The organism is Comamonas sp. GB3 AK4-5, assembly GCF_041320665.1.
Lineage (GTDB): Bacteria > Pseudomonadota > Gammaproteobacteria > Burkholderiales > Burkholderiaceae_C > Comamonas.
On record NZ_CP166730.1, the window covers coordinates 4,938,459 to 4,962,680 of the forward strand.

13 protein-coding genes, 2 tRNA genes and 4 rRNA genes are annotated in these 24,222 nt (G+C 60.2%); 4 read left to right on the plus strand and 15 right to left on the minus strand.

What is annotated here, in order from left to right:
* Positions 1-40: 40 nt before the first annotated feature.
* From ACA027_RS21840 to ACA027_RS21910, 15 genes are all read right to left on the minus strand, one after another.
* Positions 41-1,575: ribosomal RNA gene (locus ACA027_RS21840) — 16S ribosomal RNA — on the minus strand.
* Positions 1,576-1,906: 331 nt separating this feature from the next.
* A 5S ribosomal RNA gene (gene rrf, locus ACA027_RS21845) occupies positions 1,907-2,019 on the minus strand.
* Positions 2,020-2,144: 125 nt separating this feature from the next.
* Positions 2,145-5,020 (minus strand): 23S ribosomal RNA (locus ACA027_RS21850).
* Positions 5,021-5,399: 379 nt separating this feature from the next.
* A tRNA-Ala gene (locus ACA027_RS21855) sits at positions 5,400-5,475 on the minus strand.
* A 30-nt stretch (positions 5,476-5,505) separates the two neighbouring features.
* A tRNA-Ile gene (locus ACA027_RS21860) sits at positions 5,506-5,582 on the minus strand.
* 93 nt (positions 5,583-5,675) lie between these two features.
* Positions 5,676-7,210: ribosomal RNA gene (locus ACA027_RS21865) — 16S ribosomal RNA — on the minus strand.
* Together the 16S, 23S and 5S rRNA genes with 2 tRNA genes alongside form the textbook arrangement of a ribosomal RNA operon.
* Before the next feature lie 432 nt (positions 7,211-7,642).
* Entirely contained in the window at positions 7,643-8,596 is a 954-nt protein-coding gene (gene gshB / locus ACA027_RS21870; protein ID WP_370680280.1) for a glutathione synthase, read from the minus strand.
* Positions 8,597-8,647: 51 nt separating this feature from the next.
* Positions 8,648-9,826 carry a benzoate/H(+) symporter BenE family transporter gene (locus ACA027_RS21875; protein WP_370680281.1) on the minus strand — a complete coding sequence of 393 codons (1,179 nt, stop codon included), beginning with the start codon at positions 9,824-9,826 and terminating at the stop codon, positions 8,648-8,650.
* Positions 9,827-10,034: 208 nt separating this feature from the next.
* Positions 10,035-11,909 (minus strand): potassium transporter Kup, encoded by a 1,875-nt coding sequence (locus ACA027_RS21880; protein WP_370680282.1) that lies wholly within the window; start codon positions 11,907-11,909, stop codon positions 10,035-10,037.
* A gap of 142 nt (positions 11,910-12,051) precedes the next feature.
* A complete protein-coding gene (gene gshA / locus ACA027_RS21885; RefSeq protein ID WP_370680283.1) occupies positions 12,052-13,353 on the minus strand; it encodes a glutamate--cysteine ligase in 1,302 nt (433 codons plus the stop codon).
* A 93-nt stretch (positions 13,354-13,446) separates the two neighbouring features.
* The gene (locus tag ACA027_RS21890; RefSeq protein ID WP_370680284.1) at positions 13,447-14,913 is read right to left on the minus strand and encodes a TrkH family potassium uptake protein; all 1,467 of its coding nucleotides are present in this window, start codon (positions 14,911-14,913) and stop codon (positions 13,447-13,449) included.
* A 15-nt stretch (positions 14,914-14,928) separates the two neighbouring features.
* Positions 14,929-16,392 carry a Trk system potassium transporter TrkA gene (gene trkA, locus ACA027_RS21895; RefSeq protein WP_370680285.1) on the minus strand — a complete coding sequence of 488 codons (1,464 nt, stop codon included), beginning with the start codon at positions 16,390-16,392 and terminating at the stop codon, positions 14,929-14,931.
* A gap of 60 nt (positions 16,393-16,452) precedes the next feature.
* Positions 16,453-17,733, minus strand: a complete 1,281-nt coding sequence (locus tag ACA027_RS21900) for a glutamate-5-semialdehyde dehydrogenase (RefSeq protein WP_370680286.1) — start codon at positions 17,731-17,733, stop codon at positions 16,453-16,455.
* A gap of 203 nt (positions 17,734-17,936) precedes the next feature.
* Positions 17,937-19,391 carry a sensor histidine kinase gene (locus tag ACA027_RS21905; protein WP_370680287.1) on the minus strand — a complete coding sequence of 485 codons (1,455 nt, stop codon included), beginning with the start codon at positions 19,389-19,391 and terminating at the stop codon, positions 17,937-17,939.
* A 139-nt stretch (positions 19,392-19,530) separates the two neighbouring features.
* Positions 19,531-20,196 (minus strand): response regulator, encoded by a 666-nt coding sequence (locus ACA027_RS21910; RefSeq protein ID WP_370680288.1) that lies wholly within the window; start codon positions 20,194-20,196, stop codon positions 19,531-19,533.
* 189 nt (positions 20,197-20,385) lie between these two features.
* Between ACA027_RS21910 and phnD the strand changes: the two genes are divergently transcribed.
* From phnD to phnE (ACA027_RS21930), 4 genes are all read left to right on the plus strand, one after another.
* Entirely contained in the window at positions 20,386-21,375 is a 990-nt protein-coding gene (gene phnD, locus ACA027_RS21915) for a phosphate/phosphite/phosphonate ABC transporter substrate-binding protein (RefSeq protein ID WP_370680289.1), read from the plus strand.
* Positions 21,376-21,460: 85 nt separating this feature from the next.
* Positions 21,461-22,246, plus strand: coding sequence for a phosphonate ABC transporter ATP-binding protein (phnC, locus tag ACA027_RS21920; protein WP_370680290.1), 786 nt, complete (start codon positions 21,461-21,463; stop codon positions 22,244-22,246).
* Positions 22,243-23,043: a phosphonate ABC transporter, permease protein PhnE gene (gene phnE, locus ACA027_RS21925; RefSeq protein WP_370680291.1), complete on the plus strand. Its 801-nt coding sequence runs from the start codon at positions 22,243-22,245 to the stop codon at positions 23,041-23,043. The genes phnC and phnE (ACA027_RS21925) overlap by 4 nt, the downstream gene beginning before the upstream one ends.
* Entirely contained in the window at positions 23,036-23,851 is an 816-nt protein-coding gene (phnE, locus tag ACA027_RS21930) for a phosphonate ABC transporter, permease protein PhnE (RefSeq protein WP_370680292.1), read from the plus strand. Before phnE (ACA027_RS21925) ends, phnE (ACA027_RS21930) begins: the two co-directional genes overlap by 8 nt.
* Positions 23,852-24,222: the final 371 nt, after the last annotated feature.

The following is a 24,222-nucleotide window of genomic DNA, read 5'->3' on the forward strand; positions in this document are numbered from 1 at the left end:
ATAAGTGTGGACGTTCAAACTTGATTGCTCTGTTTTCCAGAAAGGAGGTGATCCAGCCGCACCTTCCGATACGGCTACCTTGTTACGACTTCACCCCAGTCACGAACCCCGCCGTGGTAAGCGCCCTCCTTGCGGTTAGGCTACCTACTTCTGGCGAGACCCGCTCCCATGGTGTGACGGGCGGTGTGTACAAGACCCGGGAACGTATTCACCGTGACATTCTGATCCACGATTACTAGCGATTCCGACTTCACGCAGTCGAGTTGCAGACTGCGATCCGGACTACGACTGGCTTTATGGGATTAGCTCCCCCTCGCGGGTTGGCAACCCTTTGTACCAGCCATTGTATGACGTGTGTAGCCCCACCTATAAGGGCCATGAGGACTTGACGTCATCCCCACCTTCCTCCGGTTTGTCACCGGCAGTCCCATTAGAGTGCTCAACTAAATGTAGCAACTAATGGCAAGGGTTGCGCTCGTTGCGGGACTTAACCCAACATCTCACGACACGAGCTGACGACAGCCATGCAGCACCTGTGTTACGGCTCTCTTTCGAGCACTCCTCTATCTCTAAAGGATTCCGTACATGTCAAAGGTGGGTAAGGTTTTTCGCGTTGCATCGAATTAAACCACATCATCCACCGCTTGTGCGGGTCCCCGTCAATTCCTTTGAGTTTCAACCTTGCGGCCGTACTCCCCAGGCGGTCAACTTCACGCGTTAGCTTCGTTACTGAGTCAGTTAAGACCCAACAACCAGTTGACATCGTTTAGGGCGTGGACTACCAGGGTATCTAATCCTGTTTGCTCCCCACGCTTTCGTGCATGAGCGTCAGTGCAGGCCCAGGGGATTGCCTTCGCCATCGGTGTTCCTCCGCATATCTACGCATTTCACTGCTACACGCGGAATTCCATCCCCCTCTGCCGCACTCCAGCCTTGCAGTCACAATGGCAGTTCCCAGGTTGAGCCCGGGGATTTCACCACTGTCTTACAAAACCGCCTGCGCACGCTTTACGCCCAGTAATTCCGATTAACGCTTGCACCCTACGTATTACCGCGGCTGCTGGCACGTAGTTAGCCGGTGCTTATTCTTACGGTACCGTCATGACCTCTCTTTATTAGAAAAAGGCTTTTCGTTCCGTACAAAAGCAGTTTACAACCCGAGGGCCTTCATCCTGCACGCGGCATTGCTGGATCAGGCTTTCGCCCATTGTCCAAAATTCCCCACTGCTGCCTCCCGTAGGAGTCTGGGCCGTGTCTCAGTCCCAGTGTGGCTGGTCGTCCTCTCAGACCAGCTACAGATCGCAGGCTTGGTAAGCCTTTACCCCACCAACTACCTAATCTGCCATCGGCCGCTCCAGTTGCGCAAGGCCTTGCGGTCCCCTGCTTTCAACCTCAGTTCTCATGCGGTATTAGCCACTCTTTCGAGTAGTTATCCCCCACAACTGGGCACGTTCCGATGTATTACTCACCCGTTCGCCACTCGCCACCAGACCGAAGTCCGTGCTGCCGTTCGACTTGCATGTGTAAAGCATGCCGCCAGCGTTCAATCTGAGCCAGGATCAAACTCTACAGTTCGATCTTGAATTTAAAGTCTTTCGACTACTCACTCACTTGACGGAATCAAGAAAGATTTCTCTTTCCTCATTACTGTTTTTGTGAGCGTTTGTTTTAGTTCCAAAGAACTTGGCAATCGCCTTCAAACGCCCACGCTTATCGGCTGTACATTTTTAATGAATCCACTCAAAAACCACCAGGCCTTCAAGCTTGACTCGCTGCGATCAGCGAAGCCTTGTATTGTAGCACAACTTTCATTGCGCTTTTAAAACATTTTCACGTTTTCTTTTCACCCCTGATTCAGGAGGGAGAAGAAAACGCCCGGCAGCTTGCCGGGCGTTTTGGCGTAAGAGCCTGACGATGACCTACTTTCACACGGGAACCCGCACTATCATCGGCGCAAATTCGTTTCACTGTCCTGTTCGGGATGGGAAGGAGTGGTACCAAATCGCTATGGTCATCAGGCATAACTTGTAAAGCTGCAGATATTCCTATCTACAACTCAAATTCATAGAGTCTTTAATCAGCGATTATCTTGATTGCGTAAAACTTGGCATAACTAGTCTGAACTGCATGGCAGTCAAAGTTATAGGGTCAAGCCTCTCGGGCAATTAGTACTGGTTAGCTTAACGCATTACTGCGCTTCCACACCCAGCCTATCAACGTCGTGGTCTACAACGACCCTTCAGGGGGCTCAGGGCCCCGGCAGATCTCATCTTGAAACGAGTTTCCCGCTTAGATGCTTTCAGCGGTTATCTCTTCCACACGTAGCTACCCTGCGATGCCACTGGCGTGACAACAGGTACACCAGAGGTGTGTCCACTCCGGTCCTCTCGTACTAGGAGCAGGCTTCCTCAAATCTGCAACGCCCACGGAAGATAGGGACCAAACTGTCTCACGACGTTTTAAACCCAGCTCACGTACCTCTTTAAATGGCGAACAGCCATACCCTTGGGACCGACTACAGCCCCAGGATGAGATGAGCCGACATCGAGGTGCCAAACACCGCCGTCGATATGAACTCTTGGGCGGTATCAGCCTGTTATCCCCAGAGTACCTTTTATCCGTTGAGCGATGGCCCTTCCATACAGAACCACCGGATCACTATGTCCTGCTTTCGCATCTGCTCGACTTGTCAGTCTCGCAGTTAAGCACGCTTATGCCATTGCACTATCGTCACGATGTCCGACCGTAACTAGCGTACCTTCGAACTCCTCCGTTACGCTTTGGGAGGAGACCGCCCCAGTCAAACTGCCTACCATGCACTGTCCCCGATCCAGATAATGGACCTAGGTTAGAACCTCAAACGCACCAGGGTGGTATTTCAACGTTGGCTCCACCAGAACTAGCGTCCTGGCTTCAAAGCCTCCCACCTATCCTACACAGATCCGTTCAAAGTCCAATACAAAGCTACAGTAAAGGTTCATGGGGTCTTTCCGTCTTTCCGCGGGGAGATTGCATCATCACAAACATTTCAACTTCGCTGAGTCTCAGGAGGAGACAGTGTGGCCATCGTTACGCCATTCGTGCAGGTCGGAACTTACCCGACAAGGAATTTCGCTACCTTAGGACCGTTATAGTTACGGCCGCCGTTTACTGGGACTTCAATCAAGAGCTTGCACCCCATCATTTAATCTTCCAGCACCGGGCAGGCGTCACACCCTATACGTCCACTTTCGTGTTTGCAGAGTGCTGTGTTTTTATTAAACAGTCGCAGCCACCGATTTTTTGCAACCCCTTTTAGCTCCGTTTGTTCAACTTCACTTACTTGGGGCATACCTTCTCCCGAAGTTACGGTATCAATTTGCCGAGTTCCTTCTCCTGAGTTCTCTCAAGCGCCTTAGAATACTCATCTCGCGCACCAGTGTCGGTTTGCGGTACGGTCGTCAATAGCTGAAGCTTAGTGGCTTTTCCTGGAAGCAGGGTATCACTCACTTCGTGTGCAAGCACACTCGTTATCACCCCTCATCTAAGCCCGGCGGATTTGCCTACCAGGCACGACTACAGGCTTGAACCAACATATCCAACAGTTGGCTGAGCTAACCTTCTCCGTCCCCACATCGCACTATTGATCGGTACAGGAATATTGACCTGTTTCCCATCAGCTACGCATCTCTGCCTCGCCTTAGGGGCCGACTCACCCTACGCCGATGAACGTTGCGTAGGAAACCTTGCGCTTACGGCGAGGGGGCTTTTCACCCCCTTTAACGCTACTCATGTCAGCATTCGCACTTCTGATACCTCCAGCACCCGTCTCCAGGCACCTTCACAGGCTTACAGAACGCTCTCCTACCACGTGCAATAAATTGCACATCCGCAGCTTCGGTAACTGGCTTAGCCCCGTTACATCTTCCGCGCAGGACGACTCGATCAGTGAGCTATTACGCTTTCTTTAAATGATGGCTGCTTCTAAGCCAACATCCTGACTGTTTTAGCCTTCCCACTTCGTTTCCCACTTAGCCAATTTTAGGGACCTTAGCTGGCGGTCTGGGTTGTTTCCCTCTTGAGTCCGGACGTTAGCACCCGGTGCTCTGTCTCCCAAGCTGTACTCGTCGGTATTCGGAGTTTGCATAGGTTTGGTAAGTCGCCATGACCCCCTAGCCTAAACAGTGCTCTACCCCCGACGGTAATACTTGAGGCACTACCTAAATAGTTTTCGGAGAGAACCAGCTATTTCCAAGTTTGTTTAGCCTTTCACCCCTATCCACAGCTCATCCGCTGATTTTGCAACATCAGTCGGTTCGGACCTCCAGTACCTGTTACGGCACCTTCATCCTGGCCATGGATAGATCACTTGGTTTCGGGTCTACACCCAGCGACTGGACGCCCTATTCGGACTCGATTTCTCTACGCCTCCCCTATTCGGTTAAGCTTGCCACTGAATGTAAGTCGCTGACCCATTATACAAAAGGTACGCAGTCACCCCTTAGGGCTCCTACTTTTTGTAAGCATGCGGTTTCAGGATCTATTTCACTCCCCTCCCGGGGTTCTTTTCGCCTTTCCCTCACGGTACTGGTTCACTATCGGTCGATTACGAGTATTTAGCCTTGGAGGATGGTCCCCCCATATTCAGACAAGGTTTCTCGTGCCCCGCCCTACTTTTCTCTAGCTTAGTACCACCGTTCGGTTTTCACATACGGGGCTATCACCCACTATGGCCGGACTTTCCATTCCGTTTTGTTAACCAATCGACTATCACTAGAAGGCTGTTCCGAATTCGCTCGCCACTACTATCGGAATCTCGGTTGATGTCTTTTCCTCTGGGTACTTAGATGTTTCAGTTCTCCAGGTTCGCCTCGCATACCTATGTATTCAGTATGCGATACCCTTGCGGGTGGGTTTCCCCATTCAGAAATCTCCGGATCAAAGCTTATTTGCCAGCTCCCCGAAGCTTATCGCAGGCTATCACGTCTTTCGTCGCCTGTAATCGCCAAGGCATCCACCACATGCTCTTAGTCACTTGACCCTATAACTTTGACCTCTATCGCTAGAGATCGCCATTTCGGTGTTCAAAGACTTGTGAGGTCTCTCACCTCACGCGTTATGCCGTAATGTGAATAATTCCTCGATATTGCTATCTTGGAGATATTCGTCATTACTAGATAATTTCGCATTCGCAAAATATCTGTTTTGACGCAATCAAAATGTTGCTGGCGGCACGGTGCGAATATCTTTCGACTTCGCTTTCCACCAGCAACGCTGATTTCGACTCTATGAATTTTTAAAGAACAGCCTATTGATCGTGTCGATCAATACAAAAGCAGTCTTTGCAAGACTGCTTTTGTATTAAACGCTTTTCAGTGCGAAGCCAACGATTGTAGCACCTTCTCAGGCGCAGTTTTCGTTGGTGGAGGATGACGGGATCGAACCGACGACCCCCTGCTTGCAAAGCAGGTGCTCTCCCAGCTGAGCTAATCCCCCGGGATCCTCTGCACTGGCATTGGAATTTGATGGTGGGTCTAGTTGGGCTCGAACCAACGACCCCTGCGTTATCAACACAGTGCTCTAACCAGCTGAGCTACAGACCCATTCCTCAACGCCGCAAATCTCTTTGCAGCCTTGCGGCTTGTTCCAACAACCGATAAGTGTGGACGTTCAAACTTGATTGCTCTGTTTTCCAGAAAGGAGGTGATCCAGCCGCACCTTCCGATACGGCTACCTTGTTACGACTTCACCCCAGTCACGAACCCCGCCGTGGTAAGCGCCCTCCTTGCGGTTAGGCTACCTACTTCTGGCGAGACCCGCTCCCATGGTGTGACGGGCGGTGTGTACAAGACCCGGGAACGTATTCACCGTGACATTCTGATCCACGATTACTAGCGATTCCGACTTCACGCAGTCGAGTTGCAGACTGCGATCCGGACTACGACTGGCTTTATGGGATTAGCTCCCCCTCGCGGGTTGGCAACCCTTTGTACCAGCCATTGTATGACGTGTGTAGCCCCACCTATAAGGGCCATGAGGACTTGACGTCATCCCCACCTTCCTCCGGTTTGTCACCGGCAGTCCCATTAGAGTGCTCAACTAAATGTAGCAACTAATGGCAAGGGTTGCGCTCGTTGCGGGACTTAACCCAACATCTCACGACACGAGCTGACGACAGCCATGCAGCACCTGTGTTACGGCTCTCTTTCGAGCACTCCTCTATCTCTAAAGGATTCCGTACATGTCAAAGGTGGGTAAGGTTTTTCGCGTTGCATCGAATTAAACCACATCATCCACCGCTTGTGCGGGTCCCCGTCAATTCCTTTGAGTTTCAACCTTGCGGCCGTACTCCCCAGGCGGTCAACTTCACGCGTTAGCTTCGTTACTGAGTCAGTTAAGACCCAACAACCAGTTGACATCGTTTAGGGCGTGGACTACCAGGGTATCTAATCCTGTTTGCTCCCCACGCTTTCGTGCATGAGCGTCAGTGCAGGCCCAGGGGATTGCCTTCGCCATCGGTGTTCCTCCGCATATCTACGCATTTCACTGCTACACGCGGAATTCCATCCCCCTCTGCCGCACTCCAGCCTTGCAGTCACAATGGCAGTTCCCAGGTTGAGCCCGGGGATTTCACCACTGTCTTACAAAACCGCCTGCGCACGCTTTACGCCCAGTAATTCCGATTAACGCTTGCACCCTACGTATTACCGCGGCTGCTGGCACGTAGTTAGCCGGTGCTTATTCTTACGGTACCGTCATGACCTCTCTTTATTAGAAAAAGGCTTTTCGTTCCGTACAAAAGCAGTTTACAACCCGAGGGCCTTCATCCTGCACGCGGCATTGCTGGATCAGGCTTTCGCCCATTGTCCAAAATTCCCCACTGCTGCCTCCCGTAGGAGTCTGGGCCGTGTCTCAGTCCCAGTGTGGCTGGTCGTCCTCTCAGACCAGCTACAGATCGCAGGCTTGGTAAGCCTTTACCCCACCAACTACCTAATCTGCCATCGGCCGCTCCAGTTGCGCAAGGCCTTGCGGTCCCCTGCTTTCAACCTCAGTTCTCATGCGGTATTAGCCACTCTTTCGAGTAGTTATCCCCCACAACTGGGCACGTTCCGATGTATTACTCACCCGTTCGCCACTCGCCACCAGACCGAAGTCCGTGCTGCCGTTCGACTTGCATGTGTAAAGCATGCCGCCAGCGTTCAATCTGAGCCAGGATCAAACTCTACAGTTCGATCTTGAATTTAAAGTCTTTCGACTACTCACTCACTTGACGGAATCAAGAAAGATTTCTCTTTCCTCATTACTGTTTTTGTGAGCGTTTGTTTTAGTTCCAAAGAACTTGGCAATCGCCTTCAAACGCCCACGCTTATCGGCTGTACATTTTTAATGAATCCACTCAAAAACCACCAGGCCTTCAAGCTTGACTCGCTGCGATCAGCGAAGCCTTGTATTGTAGCACAACTTTCATCGTGCAGATCAAAGAATTTTTGATCTTTTCGCCACCGAGAAAAGCATCTCTTGGTAGCGAAGCCTTGCATTGTACATCGAAATTTGAAGCACTTCGATGAAGTCCTGAAGACTTCACTCAACAGCACTGCGGTGCAGCGCTGTTGAGCAAGGAGGCGAACTATAGCAGCCTTTTGTCGCCCAGACGGCAAAGCGCTCAGGCTTTTTGCGCAATGGCCTTTTCCAGCGCATCCACAAAGAGCGCTGCCACATTGCAGCCCGTCTGGTCTGCAATCTCCTGGAAGCAGGTAGGGCTGGTGACATTGATCTCGGTGACGCTGTCACCAATCACATCCACACCCACCAGCAGCAAGCCCCGCTCGACCAGCACCGGCCCCAGGGTTTCGGCGATCTGACGGTCTCGATCCGTCAAGGGGCGGGCCACGCCTTTGCCACCAGCGGCCAGGTTGCCACGCACTTCATTGCCTTGCGGGATGCGGGCCAAGCAATAAGGCACGGCCTGGCCACCAATGATGAGCACGCGTTTGTCACCATCGGCAATGGCGGGGAGAAAGCGCTGCACCATGACGCTGGTGGCGCCCTCGTGGTTCAGCGTCTCGATGACGCTGCCCAGGTTCATGCCATCCTTGCCAATGCGGAAGATGCCCATGCCCCCCATGCCGTCCAGAGGCTTGAGGATGATGTCGCCATGTTCGGCATGAAAAGCGCGAATCTGCGCAGCATCCCGCGTCACCAGCGTGGGGCCCAAGAGCTGCGGAAACTCCATGATGGAGAGTTTTTCCGGGTGCTCACGCAGCGCCGAGGGCTTGTTGAAAACCTTGGTCCCCTCCCGCTCTGCCTGGCTGAGCATATGGGTGCTGTAGAAGAACTCGCTGTCGAAGGGCGGGTCCTTGCGCATCACCACGCCATCGAAGCTGGCCAGCACGGCCACGGCTTCCTGCTCGACCGTGAACCAATCGGGCTTGGTGCCCGTCAGGCGGATTTGGCGCACCAAGGCCTGCACCTTGCCGCCGGTTTGCCAGGACACATGGCGGGGCTCGCAGGCGTAGATGACATGACCACGCGACTGGGCCTCGCGCATCATGGCGAAGGTGGTGTCCTTCTTGATGTTGAAAGATTCCAGCGGATCGGCGATGAACAGCAGTTTCATGGGAGTGCGGGCGGTGCAGGCCCGGTGTCAGCAACAAAGAAAGCGGCAGCCTCAGCCACCACGACGCCCATACTTTTGCACAAACAGCGCCACCACGCCGGCCACCACACCCCAAAACGCCGAACCCACTCCGGCTATCACCACACCGCTCAAGGTCACGAGGAAGGTAATCAGCGCCGCTTCACGGTGTGTTTCTTCCTTAAGGGCACTGGCCAAGCCCCCGCCAATGCTGCCCAGCAGCGCCAGGCCGGCAATGGCCAGCACCAGCTCCTGCGGAAAAGCGATCAGCAGGCCGGTGACCACGGCACCGAAAACGCCAATCACCATATACATGGCACCGCAGACCACGGCTGCGGTGTAGCGCCGGTCTTTATCCTCATGCGCTTCCGGCCCCATGCAGATGGCAGCGGTGATGGCAGAGAAGTTCAGTGCATAACCACCAAATGGCGCCAACAGCAGCGTGGCGATGCCCGTCATGCTGACCAGGCGCGACACCGGCAGCGCATAGCCGGTGGCACGGATCACCGCCACGCCCGGCATGTTCTGCGATGCCATGGTGACCACAAACAGCGGCAGCGCCAGGCTGACAAAGGCCTGCCAGGTGAACTCCGGGGCGGTGAACACGGGCAGGGCCAGCTCCCACTGCACACGGGACCACTCCATCTTGCCGGCCGTCGCAGCCCAGGCCACCCCCACCAGCAGCGTCAACACCACGGCATAGCGAGGCAGCAGGCGCCGGCCCAACAGATAAGCAGCCAGCATGGCCAACACCATGCCCAATGCGGTCTGCGCCGCAGCAAAGGCCTGCAGGCCAAAGCGGGCCAGCACACCGGCCAGCAGGGCTGCGGCGATTTCCATGGGAATGCGGTCCATCAGCTTCTCGAACCAGCCCGTCACCCCGCACAAGGTGATGAGTGCCGCACACACCAGAAAAGCGCCCACGGCTTCGGGCATGGTGAAGCTACCCGCCATGCCGGCCGATGCCAGCACCGCAGCGCCGGGTGTGGACCAGGCCACCATCACCGGCTTGCGCAGCAGCAGCGAAGGCACCAGACAGCACAGGCCCACGCCCAGGCCCAGCGCCCACATCCATGAGGTAATTTGTGCCGGTGTGGCACCAAAGGCCTGTGCGGCCTGAAACACCAGGGCCACCGAGCTGGTGAAACCCACCAGCACGGCCACGAATCCTGCCGTGAAGGCAGACAAGCTCAGGTCTCGAAAGAAGCGCATGGACGCAGATTCTGTCCCACTCCGCACTACAGAAGCTGACACTTAGGCAGCTACCCGCCAGGCTTTCCTAAAAGGTGAGCAACTTATGCAGACTCTGCCTGCATCAAAAGGCATTTCACCTTTGAATCATTGCCTGGCAATGCAGCCGCCTCCTCCCCAAGCAGCACGGCTTGCGCCGGTTAGGCTGTGGAAAGGCTGCAGCCCACGCTCAGATATGGACCTTGGTGCCCAGCTCCACCACGGCATTGGCCGGCAGATGCAAAAAGCCCGCCACGCCGCTGGCGCCGGCATGCATTTGTGCAAACAGCTTTTCACGCCACAGCGCCATGCGCCCGCCCATGCGAGGCACGATCACTTCGCGCGACAGGAAATAGCTGGTGCGCATGGGGTCCAGCTTCCAGCCCGGCAACTCGGCCTGGCGCAAGGCCTCGGGCACATTGGGATCGTTCTTGAAGCCAAAGTGCAGCTCCACCTGCCAGCAGCCGCGGCCCAGCGGCTCCACCTGCGCCCGCTGGCTCAGGCCAATCCATGGCACCTCATGCTGGCGCAACACCACAAACAGGTTCTGCGTGTGCAGCACCTTGTTGTGCTTGAGGTTGTGCAGCAGCGCGGGGGGCACCAGGCCCGCTTCGCTGGTGATGAACACGGCCGTGCCATCCACACGCTGCAAATTGGCATGCTGCAGGCCTTCCAGAAAACTGGTGAGGTCGACGGCCTCGGCCCGGTGCTGCTCGGACAGCAGCATGCGCCCACGGCGCCAGGTACGCATCAGCAAATAAATGCAGCAGGCAATCAGCAGCGGGAACCAGCCACCGGCCGCCAGCTTCAACGCGTTGGAGGCAAAGAACAGAATGTCTACCACGAAGAAGCAGCTGGTAGAGAGCACGCACAACCACAGCGGATAACGCCAGAGGTAACGGATGACGAAGAAGGTCAGCGTGGTGGTGATCAGCATGTCCAGCGTCACGGCCAAACCATAGGCCGCAGCCAGGTTGTCGCTGGAACGGAACATGATCACCGCCATGGCGATGGCAATGAACAGCGCCCAGTTCACAAAGGGCATGTAGATCTGGCCGGTGTCGCGCGTGCTGGTGTGCAGCACCGTCAGCCGTGGCAGGTAGCCCAGCTGCATGACCTGCTTGGTGATGCTGAAGGCCCCCGAGATCAGCGCCTGCGAGGCAATCACCGTGGCCATGGTGGCGAGCACCACCAACGGCAAGGTGGCCCAGCTGGGCGCCATCAGAAAGAAGGGGTTGCGCACGGCATCGGGCTGGTCCAGCAGCAATGCACCCTGGCCCAGGTAGTTCAGCGTCAGCGCCGGCATGGCCACCGAGAACCAGGCCAGGCGGATGGGCTTTTTGCCAAAGTGGCCCAGGTCGGCATACAGCGCCTCGGCGCCCGTGACGCACAGCACCACAGCACCCAGCAAGATGAAGGCGGTACCAGGCTGGTTCAGCACAAAGCCCAGGGCATGGCCGGGCCACAGTGCGCTCAAAATTTCCGGGTGGTGAACGATCTGCCCCACACCCAAGGCAGCCAGCACGGCAAACCACAGCAAGGTGATGGGGCCGAACCAGCGGCCAATGCTGGCCGTGCCACGCTTTTGCATGCTGAACAGAAACAGCAGCACCGCCAGTGTGACGGGGATCACCACATGCTCCATGGCCGGTGCCACCACCTCCAGGCCTTCCACGGCCGAGAGCACCGAGATGGCCGGGGTGATCACCCCATCACCGTAGAACAGGCTGGCGCCAAACAGGCCCACGGCCATCAGCACACCATGCAGCCTGGGCTTGTCCTTCACCGCCTCGGCCGCCAGGGCCAGCATGGCCACCAGGCCACCTTCGCCACGGTTGTCGGCGCGCAGCACCAGCACCACGTATTTGAGGGAGACGATGACGGTGAGCGTCCAGAATAGCAGCGACAGCACACCATAGACATTGGCTGGCGTGTACGCCACATGGCCGCTGCGAAAGACTTCCTTGACGGCATACAGCACGCTGGTGCCGATGTCGCCATACACAACGCCAATGGCGCCCAAGGTCAATGCGGCCAGGGAAGAGCGGGATGAGGATTGCTGCATCCAATGCAAACCGGGCCCTCTGGGCCCGGTCCTGTCTGAGGAAATGCCGCCATTGTGCTTGAGCGCCAGCCCCCTTGCCAGCAGCTCATCGTTTGCACCACAAGCCGTCATCGCGATGACAGCCGGCAGTGCAAGCGCCCGCTCAGTCGTAGATTTCTGCGTCGGGGTTGGTGGCTTCCAGCTCGTAGCTGGCGGCCAACATGGCCAGGCGCGCGATCACGCCATACATGTAAAAGCGGTTGGGCGCGCTGGCTCCGGCACGGGCACCGATCTGCGGCAGCTGCGTGCTTTGCGGAGGGAAGGCCAGCGGCACATAGCCCGCGCCGGGGGCGTTCAGGTTCTCGTCCTCACCGCGCTCGGGGTGCATGCGGTAGAAGCCGCCCACCACATAGCGGTCCATCATGTAGACCACGGGCTCTGCCACGGCATTGCTCATGCGCTCATAGGTCAGCACGCCCTCTTGCACCAGCACGTCATGCACAGGCTGGCCGTCCTTGATGACGCCCATCTTGCTGCGCGTGCGCTTGTCCTTGAGCACTTCCAGCTCCTTGGCATCGCGCACCGTCATCACGCCCATGCCATAGGTGCCGTTGTCGGCCTTGACCACGGCGAACGGCTTTTCCTTGATGCCGTACTCCTTGTACTTGCGGCGCACCTTGGTGAGGATGGCATCCACCTGCACCGCGAGCTGGTCCAGGCCCTTGCCTTCCACGTAGTCGATGTTCTCGCACTTGCCGAAGACGGGGTTGATCAGCCAGGGGTCTATGCCCAGCAGCTTGCCAAAGCGCTTGGAGACTTCCTCGTAGCTCTGGAAGTGGCGGCTCTTGCGGCGCACGCTCCAGCCCGCATGCAGCGGCGGCATCAGGAACTGCTCATACAGCTCTTCCAGAATGCCTGGGGCGCCGGCCGACAGATCGTTGTTCAGCAAGATGGTGCAGGGGTCGAAATTCTTCAGCCCCAGGCGACGCTTGGTGCGCAGAGCAGGCTCCAGCGTGATGGTGTCGCCATGCGGCAGCTTGATCTCGGTGGGACGCTTGATGTCCGGGCTGATCGAGCCGATGCGCACATTCAGACCCGCCATGCGGAAAATACGCTGCAGCTGCAAAATGTTGCTCAGATACGACGGATTTTTCTGCTGGTTCTCCGGAACGATCAGCAGATTGCGTGCCTCGGGGCAGATTTTCTCGATGGCAGCCATGGCGGCCTGCACCGCCAGGGGCAGCATCTCATCGGTCAGATTGTTCCAGCCGCCGGGAAAAAGATTGGTGTCCACCGGGGCCAGCTTGAAGCCCGCATTGCGGATGTCCACCGAGCTGTAAAACGGCGGTGTGTGCTCCATCCACTCAAGGCGGAACCAGCGCTCAATGGCAGGCATGGAGTCGATGATGCGCTGCTCAAGCTCGTTGATCGGGCCAGTCAAAGCGGTGATGAGATGTGGAACCATGAAGCCCTCAAGAGACGGTGGTGAGCTGGATTTTAGGGATTTGCGAAACGAATAGGTGGAAACCCTTAACTATCGTCACAAAAGAGTAGGCACTCACCGCCTCCAAAAAGAAGGGGTCAGCAGCGCCAGAAAGCTCAGAATCTCCAGTCGACCCAACAGCATACCCAGAGTACAGACCCAAATCTGAAAATCGTCGAGCACAGCGTAGGTGGACGAAGGTCCAATGCTACCCAGTCCTGGTCCGGTGCAGTGCACACTTGCAACGATGGCAGAGAAGGCGGTGATAGGGTCCAGATCGGTCAGCATCAACACCATGCTCAGCACGATGATGGTGGCCCCATAGACCAGCATGAAAGCCAGCACCGAGAAAATCATGCGGTTGTCCACCACGCTGCGCCCCAGCAGCATGGGCTGCACGGCGCGGGGATGGACCAGGCGGGTGATCTCCATGCGGGCCTGCTTCACCAGAATCAGCATGCGCACCATCTTGATGCCACCACCCGTAGAACCCGCGCTGGTCGCCACACCGGACAGAAACAGCATGAACACCGGAGCAAACGTGGGCCAGGTCAGATAGTCCACCGTGGCAAAGCCGGTGGTGGTGGCCACGGACACCACGTTGAACACCCCATAGCGCAGCGCATCCAGCGGGCCATACACCCCTTTGACCCACAGCAGCAAGGCCACAAACAGGCCGCTGCCCAACAGCACAGCAATGGTGGCCCGCATCTCGGGGTCCTGCCAGAAGCCGCGCCAGTTGCCTTTGCGCATGGCCACGAAGTACAGCGCGAAATTACAGCTGGCCAGCAGCATGAACACCAGGGCAATGCCCTCGATCAGCGGCGACTTGTAAAAACCCAGGCTGGCATCGTGGGACGACAGCCCACCCAGGCTGACGGTGGTGAACATATGCATGACCGCATCCAGCGGCGCCATGCCACCCAGCCAGAAGGCCAGGGCACAGCTGGCAGAAAACAGGCCATACACCCCCCACAGCCCCTTGGCCGTGCCGGTGATGCGGGGCGTGAGTTTGGTGTCCTTGACCGGCCCTGCCGCCTCGGCGCGGAACATCTGGCTGCCCCCCACACCCAGCAGCGGCAGGATGGCCACGGCCAGAATCAAAATCCCCATGCCGCCCAGCCACTGCAGAAAAGTGCGCCAGATGTTGATGGACACCGGCAGCGCATCCAGCTCCGACAGCACGGTGGCGCCCGAGGTGGTCAGGCCCGAGACCGCCTCGAAATACGCATGCGTGAAAGACAGGGACCGCCCGATCTCGGCATAGGCCAACAGCAGCGGCACGCTGGCGCACAGCGGCAGACACACCCAGACCAGGGTCACCAGGATCACGCCGTGGCGCGGCTGCATTTCCTTGCGGTAACGGTTCATGCTGGACCACAGCAATGCACCGGCCAGCACCGTGCCCACCAGCGACCACAGCCAGACCCGCCAGATGCCTTCCTGGGTGAACCAGGACACGCCCAAGGGCAGGCCCATGGATAGGCCAAACATCACCATCAGCGCCCCCAGCAGACGCAGGACGGGAAGCAGGTCACGCATGGAAGTCTCCGGGGATCAGAAGAAGGTGGCGCTGACGCGGAACAGCTTTTCCACATCCTGCACCAGGCGCTTGTTGGGCAGGAAGAACACCACATGGTCGTTGCTCTCGATCACGGTATGGCTGCGCGGGATGATGACTTCGGGCTCTGCGGCAGGCGACTCGGCAGGCTCGCCGTTTTCACCGGGCACCGGCAGACCGCGCACGATCAGGCCAATGTTCACCTCCGGCGGCAAGCGCAGCTCGTCCACCCTGCGCCCCACCACGCGCGAGCTTTTGCGATCGCCGCGCGCCACAATCTCCAGCGCCTCGGCCACACCACGGCGCAGGCTGTGCACGGCCTGCACATCGCCGCGGCGCACATGGGCCAGCAGCTCGCCCAGCATGGCCTGCGCGGGCGACAGGGCGATATCGATCTGCGTGCCATGCATCAAATCGGCATAGCTGCGGCGGTTGATCAGCGCCAGCACCCGCGCCGCGCCCATGCGCTTGGCCTGCAGGCAGGCCATGATGTTGTTCTCGTCGTCATTGGTCAAGGCCAGGAACAGGTCCACATCCTCGATGCCTTCGTCATCGAGCAGGTTCTCGTCCGTGGCATCACCCTGCAGCACCAGCACATCCTCGGGCAAGGCCGAGGCCAGCTCCATGCAGCGCTTGGCGTCCACCTCCACAATCTTGATGTGAAAGCGCCCCGGCTGCTCGGCCAGCAACTCCGCCAGGCGCATGGCCACACGGCCGCCACCGGCAATCAGCACCCTGCGCACCGGCCGCGCAGGCTGGCCCTCGGGCCGGTGCAGGGCCGCCAGAATGCCCGGCAGGGTTTCCCGCGCCGACAGCACAAAGACTTCATCCCCCGGCTCGATCCGGGTGCCGCCATCGCAGCGCACGAAACGGTCGGGCTCATCGGCAAAGCGGCGGTAAATGGCCACGATGCGCAGCCCCATCTCCGGGTTGTGGGTGCGCAGCTCACCAATGCGCAGGCCCACGGCCGGCGCCCCCGGGCGGGCGCGCACCGAGGCCAGACAGGCCCGGCCGCCGGCAAATGCGCGCACCTGCAATGCCTCCGGGTATTCGGTGAGTTTGCCTATGTAGCGGGTCAGCGAGGCCTCGGGGCAGATGATGGCGTCCACCCCCAGCCCATCCTTGCCCAGCACAGCCTCATCGTCGGTCAGGCCGGAAGAGCGCACGCGCGCAATCCGCGTGGGGATGTTGAACAGCAACTGCCCCAGCTTGCAGCACACCAGATTGGTTTCATCCAGGGCCGCACAGGCAATCAGCAAATCGGTATCGGCCGCGCCGGCCTCGGCCAGCACCTGGGGGTCAATGCCGCTGCCCACCACACCGCGCAGGTCAAAGCGGCTCTCCAGCTCGCGCAGGCGCTGCGCGTCCTGGTCGATCACGGTGATGTCGTTGCGTTCGGACACCAGGCTTTCAGCCACGCTGAAACCCACGCGCCCCGCGCCCAAGATAATGATTTTCATGCGCTACCTGCTGCTTGTGACATGGAGGTGCGGGCGTGCGGCGCACACCCACTGCGGGCTTCAGCCGCGCACCTGCCCTTCGCCCAGCACAATGTATTTGAGTGACGTCAGGCCTTCAATGCCCACGGGCCCACGGGCGTGGAACTTGTCGGTGCTGATCCCGATTTCCGCGCCCAGCCCGTATTCAAAGCCATCGGCAAAGCGCGTGCTGGCGTTGACCATGCAGCTTGCCGAGTCCACCTCACGCAGAAACTGCTGGGCGTGCATATGGTCGCGGGTCAGGATGGCCTCGGTGTGGTGGCTGGAATAGCGGTTGATGTGGGCAATGGCCTCATCCACCCCGGCCACCACCTTCACGCTGATGATGGGCGCCAGGTATTCCTCGCTCCAGTCCTGCTCGGTGGCCTCTGCCAGCTTGGCGCCCGCCACCTGCTGCAAGATGGCGAGAGCCTCAGCATCACCGCGCATTTCCACGCCCTTGGCCGCGTAAATGGCGCCAATCTGGGGCAGAAATTCTGCAGCCACGCCGCGCGCCACCAGCAGGCTTTCGCTGGCATTGCAAGGGCTGTATTTGTGAGTTTTGGCGTTGTCGGCCACCTTCACCGCCATGGCGATGTCGCAGGGATCGTCCACATAGGTGTGGCAGTTGCCATCCAGATGCTTGATCACCGGCACCTTGGCATCGCGGCTGATGCGCTCGATCAAGCCCTTGCCGCCGCGCGGAATGATGACATCCACATAGGCCGGCATGGCAATGAGATGGCCTACGGCCTCGCGGTCGGTGGTGGGCACCAGCTGCACGGCGTTTTCGGGCAGGCCGGCCTCAAGCAGGGCCTGGGCCACCAGTGCGGCCAGGGCCTTGTTGGATTCGATGGCCTCGGAGCCGCCGCGCAAGATGCAGGCATTGCCGCTCTTGATCGACAGGCTGGCCGCCTCGATGGTCACATTCGGGCGGCTTTCGTAAATCATGCCGAACACGCCGATGGGCACACGCATCTGGCCCACACGAATGCCGCTGGGCATTTGCTTCATGCCCGAGATTTCGCCAATCACGTCCGGCATGGCGGCCAGCTGCTCGCAGCCCTGGGCGCAGGTTTCCAGCACCTTGGGGCTCAGGCGCAGACGGTCCACCATCGGGGCGGACAGGCCATTGGCCTCGGCACGTTCCAAATCCTTGGCGTTGTCGACCTGCAGCGGTTGCTCGCGCTCGCGCAGCAAACGGGCCAGGGCCCGCAATGCCTTGTTTTTGGTAGCAGCATCTGCACTGGCCATCAGCGCGGATGCCTGTTTGGCCTGCGCACCCAACTGGTGCATGATTTCAGCAATATTCAGCGCGTTCATGGCGCCATTCTCCTCGAAATGGAAGCACCCTCTGAGGCGCTGCGGGGCGGCCCTTGCGTGGTGCCCTGGTATGGGGCGCGCCAGTTTGAGATCGTGAATACGCTCTGAAAGAACTGGGACAGAACCAAGCCTGGCGCTGGCGGCATCCCCCAGCCCACGAGCGCAGCGAGGCGAGAGGGGCGCCGGGCTACGGGGAAGGCGACTCAGGGAAGTGTTCCATCAGCCCTCGGCAACCAAAGGCTGGCGCGCACGCCCGTCTCGGGTGCAACGGCATTGGCCACCGTCAAATCACCGCCGCAGGCCTGGGCCAGGTCACGGCAGATGGCCAGGCCCAGGCCCACGCCCTGGCCGCCGCCACTCACAAATGGCGTGAACAGCGCCTGGGCTACCGCTGGCGCCAGGCCTGGCCCGCGGTCCCAGACCTGCAGCAGCCAGCCCGCACGGCCTTGCTGAGCCTGGGCCTGCAGCCGCATGCCCAGGGCTCCATGCACCGGCGTGTGCTCAATGGCATTGGTGAGCAGGTTTTTCAATACTTCCTCCACCATCCAGGGCGCGCCGCGCCACTGCGCCACCGTTTCGGGCGCCTCCAGGCCAAAGTCCAGCTGCTTGCGCGCCAGCAGCGGCGACAGCTCCACCGCCACGGCCTGCAAGGTGGCATGCAAGTCCACCAAGGCATCGGGCTGTGCGCGGGCTGCCGCATCTGCATGCATGCGGTTCCACATCAGCAGCTGATGCACCATGCGCCCCGTGCGCTGGGTGGTGGCATGGATGCTGCGCAACGCCTCCTGCGCGGGCACATCGCCATGCAGTCCGGCCTCGGCATGCAGCTGCAACACCGCCAGTGGCGTGCGCAGCTGGTGCGAGGCATCGCCCACAAAGCGCTGCTGGCGCTGCTGCGCCTGGTGCATGCGTTCCAGCAGGCCGTTGAAGGCCTGCAACAGCGGCTGCACCTCCTGGGGCGTGCCTTCGGCCTGCAACCGGTCCACGTCTTCGGGGCGACGCTGGGCCACCGTACGCGCCAGCTGGCGCAGCGGCCGCAAAGCCACCGTGGCCACGCCCCACAGCGTGACCAGCAGCAACACCAGCAAACTGCCCTGGCGCAGCAGCGTGTCCCACAAAATGGACTGGCCCATGGCGTAGCGGTAAGCCGAAAACTCACCCACCTGCACCACCACGTAGCGCATGCCTTCGGCCGACTCCACCGGCTGCCACAGCGCCACAAAGCGGGCAGGCGCACCATCCACCTGGCTGTCGTAGAACTGCAGCCGCGCGGCATAGGCCGTATCCACCGGCGGCAAATCGGCATAGGGGCGCAGGCTGGCATCTCCGGCCAGAAACTCACCGTTCAGAAAACCCACGCGGTACAGCAGCGGGCTGCGCCCGGGCTGGGCACGCAGATCCGGGCGCACATCGCCGGCATACAACTCCAGGGCCGCATGCGGCAGGCTCACCTGCAACTCGCCACGCTCCAGGCGAATCATGTCGCCCAGCGAATGCGCCGCCGTCACCAGCAGCCTGTCAAACGCCTTTTGCGCCGTGGCCAGGGCAGCGTGGTAGCTGGCCCAGGCATCGAGCAACACAAAGGCCAGCAGCGGCACCGCCATCCACCACAGCAGACGCTGGCGCAAGCTGAAAGCCTTGGTCGATATGTGTGTCATACCAGCACGACAACCCGTGCAACTGGCACGATCCACCTCAGGGCACCGCGCAAGGGCCGCCCCGCAGCGCCGGTGCCGTCCCCCTCCGGCGCGTAGCGCCAGAGGGAGGGGGAAGACGCGCAGCGGCTCAGGGGGTGCTTCATTGTTCTTCTTGCACCAGGTACCCCACCCCGCGCAGCGTGGTGATCTGCACCCCGGTGTTCACCAGCTTTTTGCGCAGCCGGTGCACCACCACCTCCACGGCATCGGCCTGGGTGGGCTGGCCGGAGGGGAAGACCAGGGCCATCAGCCTTTCCTTGGTCACCGCATGGCCGGGCCGCTCCATCAGCGCCGCCAGCAGGGCGGATTCGCGCGGCGTCAGCTCCATGGCCTGGCCGTCGGCATAGCACACGCCCGTGTCTCGTTCCAGGCGCAGCCGGCCGCAATGCATCTCGCCAGGGGCCACGCCCGCGCGGCGGCACAGGGCGCGCAATCGCGCCTCCAGCTCGTCCAGGTCAAAAGGCTTGGCCAGATAGTCGTCGGCGCCGGCATTCAGCCCGGCCACCCGGTCTCCCACCGCACCGCGCGCCGTGACCACCAGCACCGGAACCCCCTGGCCGCGGCCGCGTATGCGTGACAGCAGTTGCAGGCCGTCGAGCACCGGCAGCCCCAGGTCCAGCATGACCACGTCATAGGTCCCCACACCCAGGCGCTCCAGCGCCAGAACCCCGTCGGCGCAATGCTCGACCTGCATGCCCCGGCGCGTGAGCACCCGCGACAGCGCCAGGCTCAGGTCCCAATCATCTTCAACCAACAGCACTTTCATAAGCGACAGAGAGCAGCCGGCACGGTTACCGGAGGGTTACGGGAAAACACGGTGTTTGGGGCGGAAACGATGATTTTGAAAGGAACTTGAAAGCAGACCGAAAGCCAAGCGAAAGACTGGGCACACATGGGCCACCGGCCCTGCCTATAGTCTGCCCAAACCCGAATACCTCCCCCTCAAAGGATTGAGATGACCCTGCACCGCACTACCCGCGCCGCCTTGGTGGGCGCCGCCCTGCTGGCTTCGACCGCTGTTTTTGCCCAGGATGCCTGCCCCCACCGTGGCGACCTGGACAGCCAGTTCTGCGATGCCAACAAGGACCTGGTGGCCGACACGCCCACTGACGCCAAGAAGCTACGCGACCCCAGCACCCTGGTGTTTGCCTTCACCCCGGTGGAAGACCCCTCGGTCTACGAAAAGCTGTTCCGCCCCTTCATGGGTCATCTGTCGCAATGCGTGGGCAAGAAGGTCGTCTTCTTCCCGGTGCAGTCGAATGCTGCCCAGATCGAAGCCATGCGCTCGGGCCGCTTGCACATTGCGGCCTTCTCGCCCGGCCCGGTGAACTTCGCGGTCAACCTCTCCGGCGCCGTGCCCTTTGCCATCCGTGGCAACGAGCAAGGCCCTGTGGGCATGAATCTGAAGATGATTGTGCGCAAGGAAAGCAGCTACCAGAAGCTGGACGACCTCAAGGGCAAGCGCATTGCCCACACCTCGCCCTCGTCCAACTCCGGCAATCTGGCGCCACGCGCGCTGTTCCCCAAGCTGGGCCTGACGCCCGACACCGACTACAAGGTGGTGTATTCCGGCAAACACGACCAGTCCATCCTGGGCGTGAAGACCGGCGACTACGACGCAGCCCCCGTGGCCAGCGACGTGCTGCAGCACATGACCGACCGCGGCGTGGTGGCCAAGGACGAGTTCCGCGTGCTCTACACCAGCGAGATGTTCCCCACCGACGCCTACGCCTACGCCCACAACCTGGTGCCGGCGCTGCAGGACAAGATCAAGCAGTGCTTCTTTGACTACAAGGTGCCGGCCGAGATGGCCAAGGGCCTGGGCGGCGACCGCTTCCTGCCCATCACCTACAAGAAGGACTGGGAGCTGGTGCGCACCGTGGCCAAGGCCTCGGGCGAATCCTTCACCCGCGATGCCTTTGAAAAGGCTGCCCAAAAGAAGTAAGAGCTGAGCCTCGTCCACGCGGGCCCGCGCATTCTCTGCGCCGGCCCGCGTTGTCGTTGGCGCTCCCATTGTTGAAAGCTTTCGCATGACTGCCACCGCACACACAGGCGCCATCCAGATCCAGCGCCTGATCAAAGAATACCGGCCCGGCCAGCCCGTGCTCAAGGGCATAGACCTGAGCATTCCCGCCACGGGTCTCACCAGCATCATCGGGCCTTCGGGCACCGGCAAATCCACGCTGCTGCGCTGTATCAACCGCCTGATTGACCCCAGCACCGGCGCCATCCTGGTGCAGATCGAAGGCCAGCAGGTCGACATGGCCCAGCTGCAGGGCAGCGCGCTGCGCCGCGCACGCCGCCACATCGGCATGGTGTTCCAGGAATACAACCTGGTGGACCGGCTGACCGTGATGGAGAACGTGCTCACCGGCCGCCTGGGCTATCTCTCGGCCTGGCGTGCATGGCGCCGCAAGTTCGATGCGCGCGACTTCACCGAAGCCCAGCAGCTGCTGGACGAAGTGGGCCTGGGTGACTTCTCCCACCGCCGCGCCGATGCGCTCAGCGGCGGCCAGCGCCAGCGCGTAGGCATTGCCCGGGCGCTGATGCAGCGCCCCGCCGTGCTGCTGGCCGATGAGCCCACCTCCTCGCTGGACCCCAAGACCTCGATCGAAATCATCCAGCTGCTACGCGCCCAGGGCGTGCAGCGCAATATCCCGGTGATGGTCAACATCCACGACGTGGAGCTGGCCCGCAAGTTCTCGGACCGTATCGTCGGCATGACCGGTGGCCATGTGGTCTACGACGGCGCACCCGAAGGCCTGACCGAGGACCACCTCACCACCATCTACGGCGGCAAAGCATGGCTGGAATGACCCCCACCCCATCCGCCACGCCCGCGGGCCGCAAGGCCTTTGGCTGGAGCTGGAGCCAAAAGGCCATGCTCGCCCTGCTGCTGGGCTATGCCATCTGGGCCCTGTCCACCATGGGCGTCTCGGCCGAGCGCCTGGGCTCGGGCGGCGCTGCCGCGGCCCGTTTTCTGGGCCTGATGTTTCCGCCCGAGCTGGGCAAGATGGACGAGCTCTGGCAGGGCATCAAGGAAACCATGCAGATTGCCGTGCTGGCCACGGCCATAGGCATTGTGCTGAGCCTGCCCGTGGGCCTGATGTCGGCGTCCAACATGGCTCCGGCCCCGTTGCGCGCCGTGGGCCGCACGCTGATTGCCGTGTGCCGCGCCCTGCATCCGGTAATCAGCGCCATCTTGTTCGTCAAGGCCGTGGGTTTTGGCCCGCTGGCCGGCATTTTGTCGCTGGTAGTGGCCACCGTGGGCTTTGTCGGCAAACTGTTTGCCGATGCCATCGAGGAAATCTCGCCCAAGCCCATCGAGGCCATACGCGCCACCGGCGCCTCGTTCATGAACGTGGTGCTGTTCGGTGTGCTGCCCCAGGTCATCAGCCGCTTTGTGGGCTTTACCACCTACCAGCTGGACTCCAATCTGCGCAACTCCACCATGGTGGGCATCGTGGGCGCGGGCGGCATTGGCGGCGTGCTGTTCGCCGCCTTCCTGCGCTATGAGTACAACTTCGTCTTCACCATCCTCGCCACCGTGATCGCCATCATCGTGGCCGGAGAGCTGGTGGTGAATGCCGTGCGAAAGGCCCTCCATGTCTGAACTGGCCGCAACCTCTTCCACTCCCGTGCAATGGGAGCGCTTCACCCCGGGCCAGCGCCTGCTGCGCTACGGCCTGTGGCTGTTCTGCATCTGGGCCATTGCGCAGTCGGTGCGCCATATCGAGGTCATCCCCGAGTTTCTGTATGACGCGCCCGAGCAGATGGCCGACATGCTGGGCCGCATGTGGCCTGTGGACTGGGCCTACTACCAGCCCGATGTGCACCAGGGCCTGATGGAGACCCTGCACATGGCCACGCTGGGCACGGTGCTGTCGCTGGGCCTGGCCCTGCCACTGGGCGTGATGGTGGCCCCCAATGTGACCAAGAGCCGTTTGCTCAACATGATTGCCCGTGTGATTCTGGTGTCCAGCCGCTCGGTGAACTCCCTGGTCTGGGCCATGTTGTTCGTGGCCATCTTCGGGCCCGGCCCGCTGGCGGGCATGTTTGCCATCGCGCTGCGTTCGGTGGGCTTTGTGGGCAAGCTCATGGGCGAGGCACTGGAGCAGACACCCCAGGGCAGCATCGAGGCCTTGCAGGCCACCGGCGCCGGCAAGTTCGCCCAGCTCTGGTATGGCTACTGGCCGCAGATCAAGCCGGCCTTCTGGTCGGTGGCCCTGCTGCGCTGGGACATCAATGTGCGTGAGTCCGGCGTGCTGGGTCTGGTGGGCGCCGGCGGCATCGGCGTGGTGCTGAACACCAGCATCGACCTGTTCCAGTGGGACCGCGTGGCCCTGGTTTTGATTACCATCTTTACCGTCGTGGCACTGGCCGAAATCGTGGTGCTACAAATTCGCAAGCGCGTTTTGTGACACCTTGGATTGGGCCGCGCGCCCATTGGAGGCGGCCATACAGCGCTTGATGCTTTGTTGCACGCCCTTGCCGTACAGGCGTACTGTCTACGGGCGCGCGTCGCGCCTCAAGCGCTGTCTGACCGTTGTGGGGTGGGCGTTGGCCTCAGGCGGGATTTTTCAGGCTCGCTCCTGCAGACCACAGAGGTCCAGAGGAAACATAAAAAATCCACAAGCATTGCCTGTGGCTTTTTTTGCGGCCGCATCCCCGAGCGCAGGACAACGTCCAGCGTCCCGAGATGCATGCAGGAGCGGGCCGTCGAAATGCAGCGGGCGCTGAATCACACCCCACAACGGCCAGACGGCGCTGGAGGCACGGCGTCTCGCCCGCA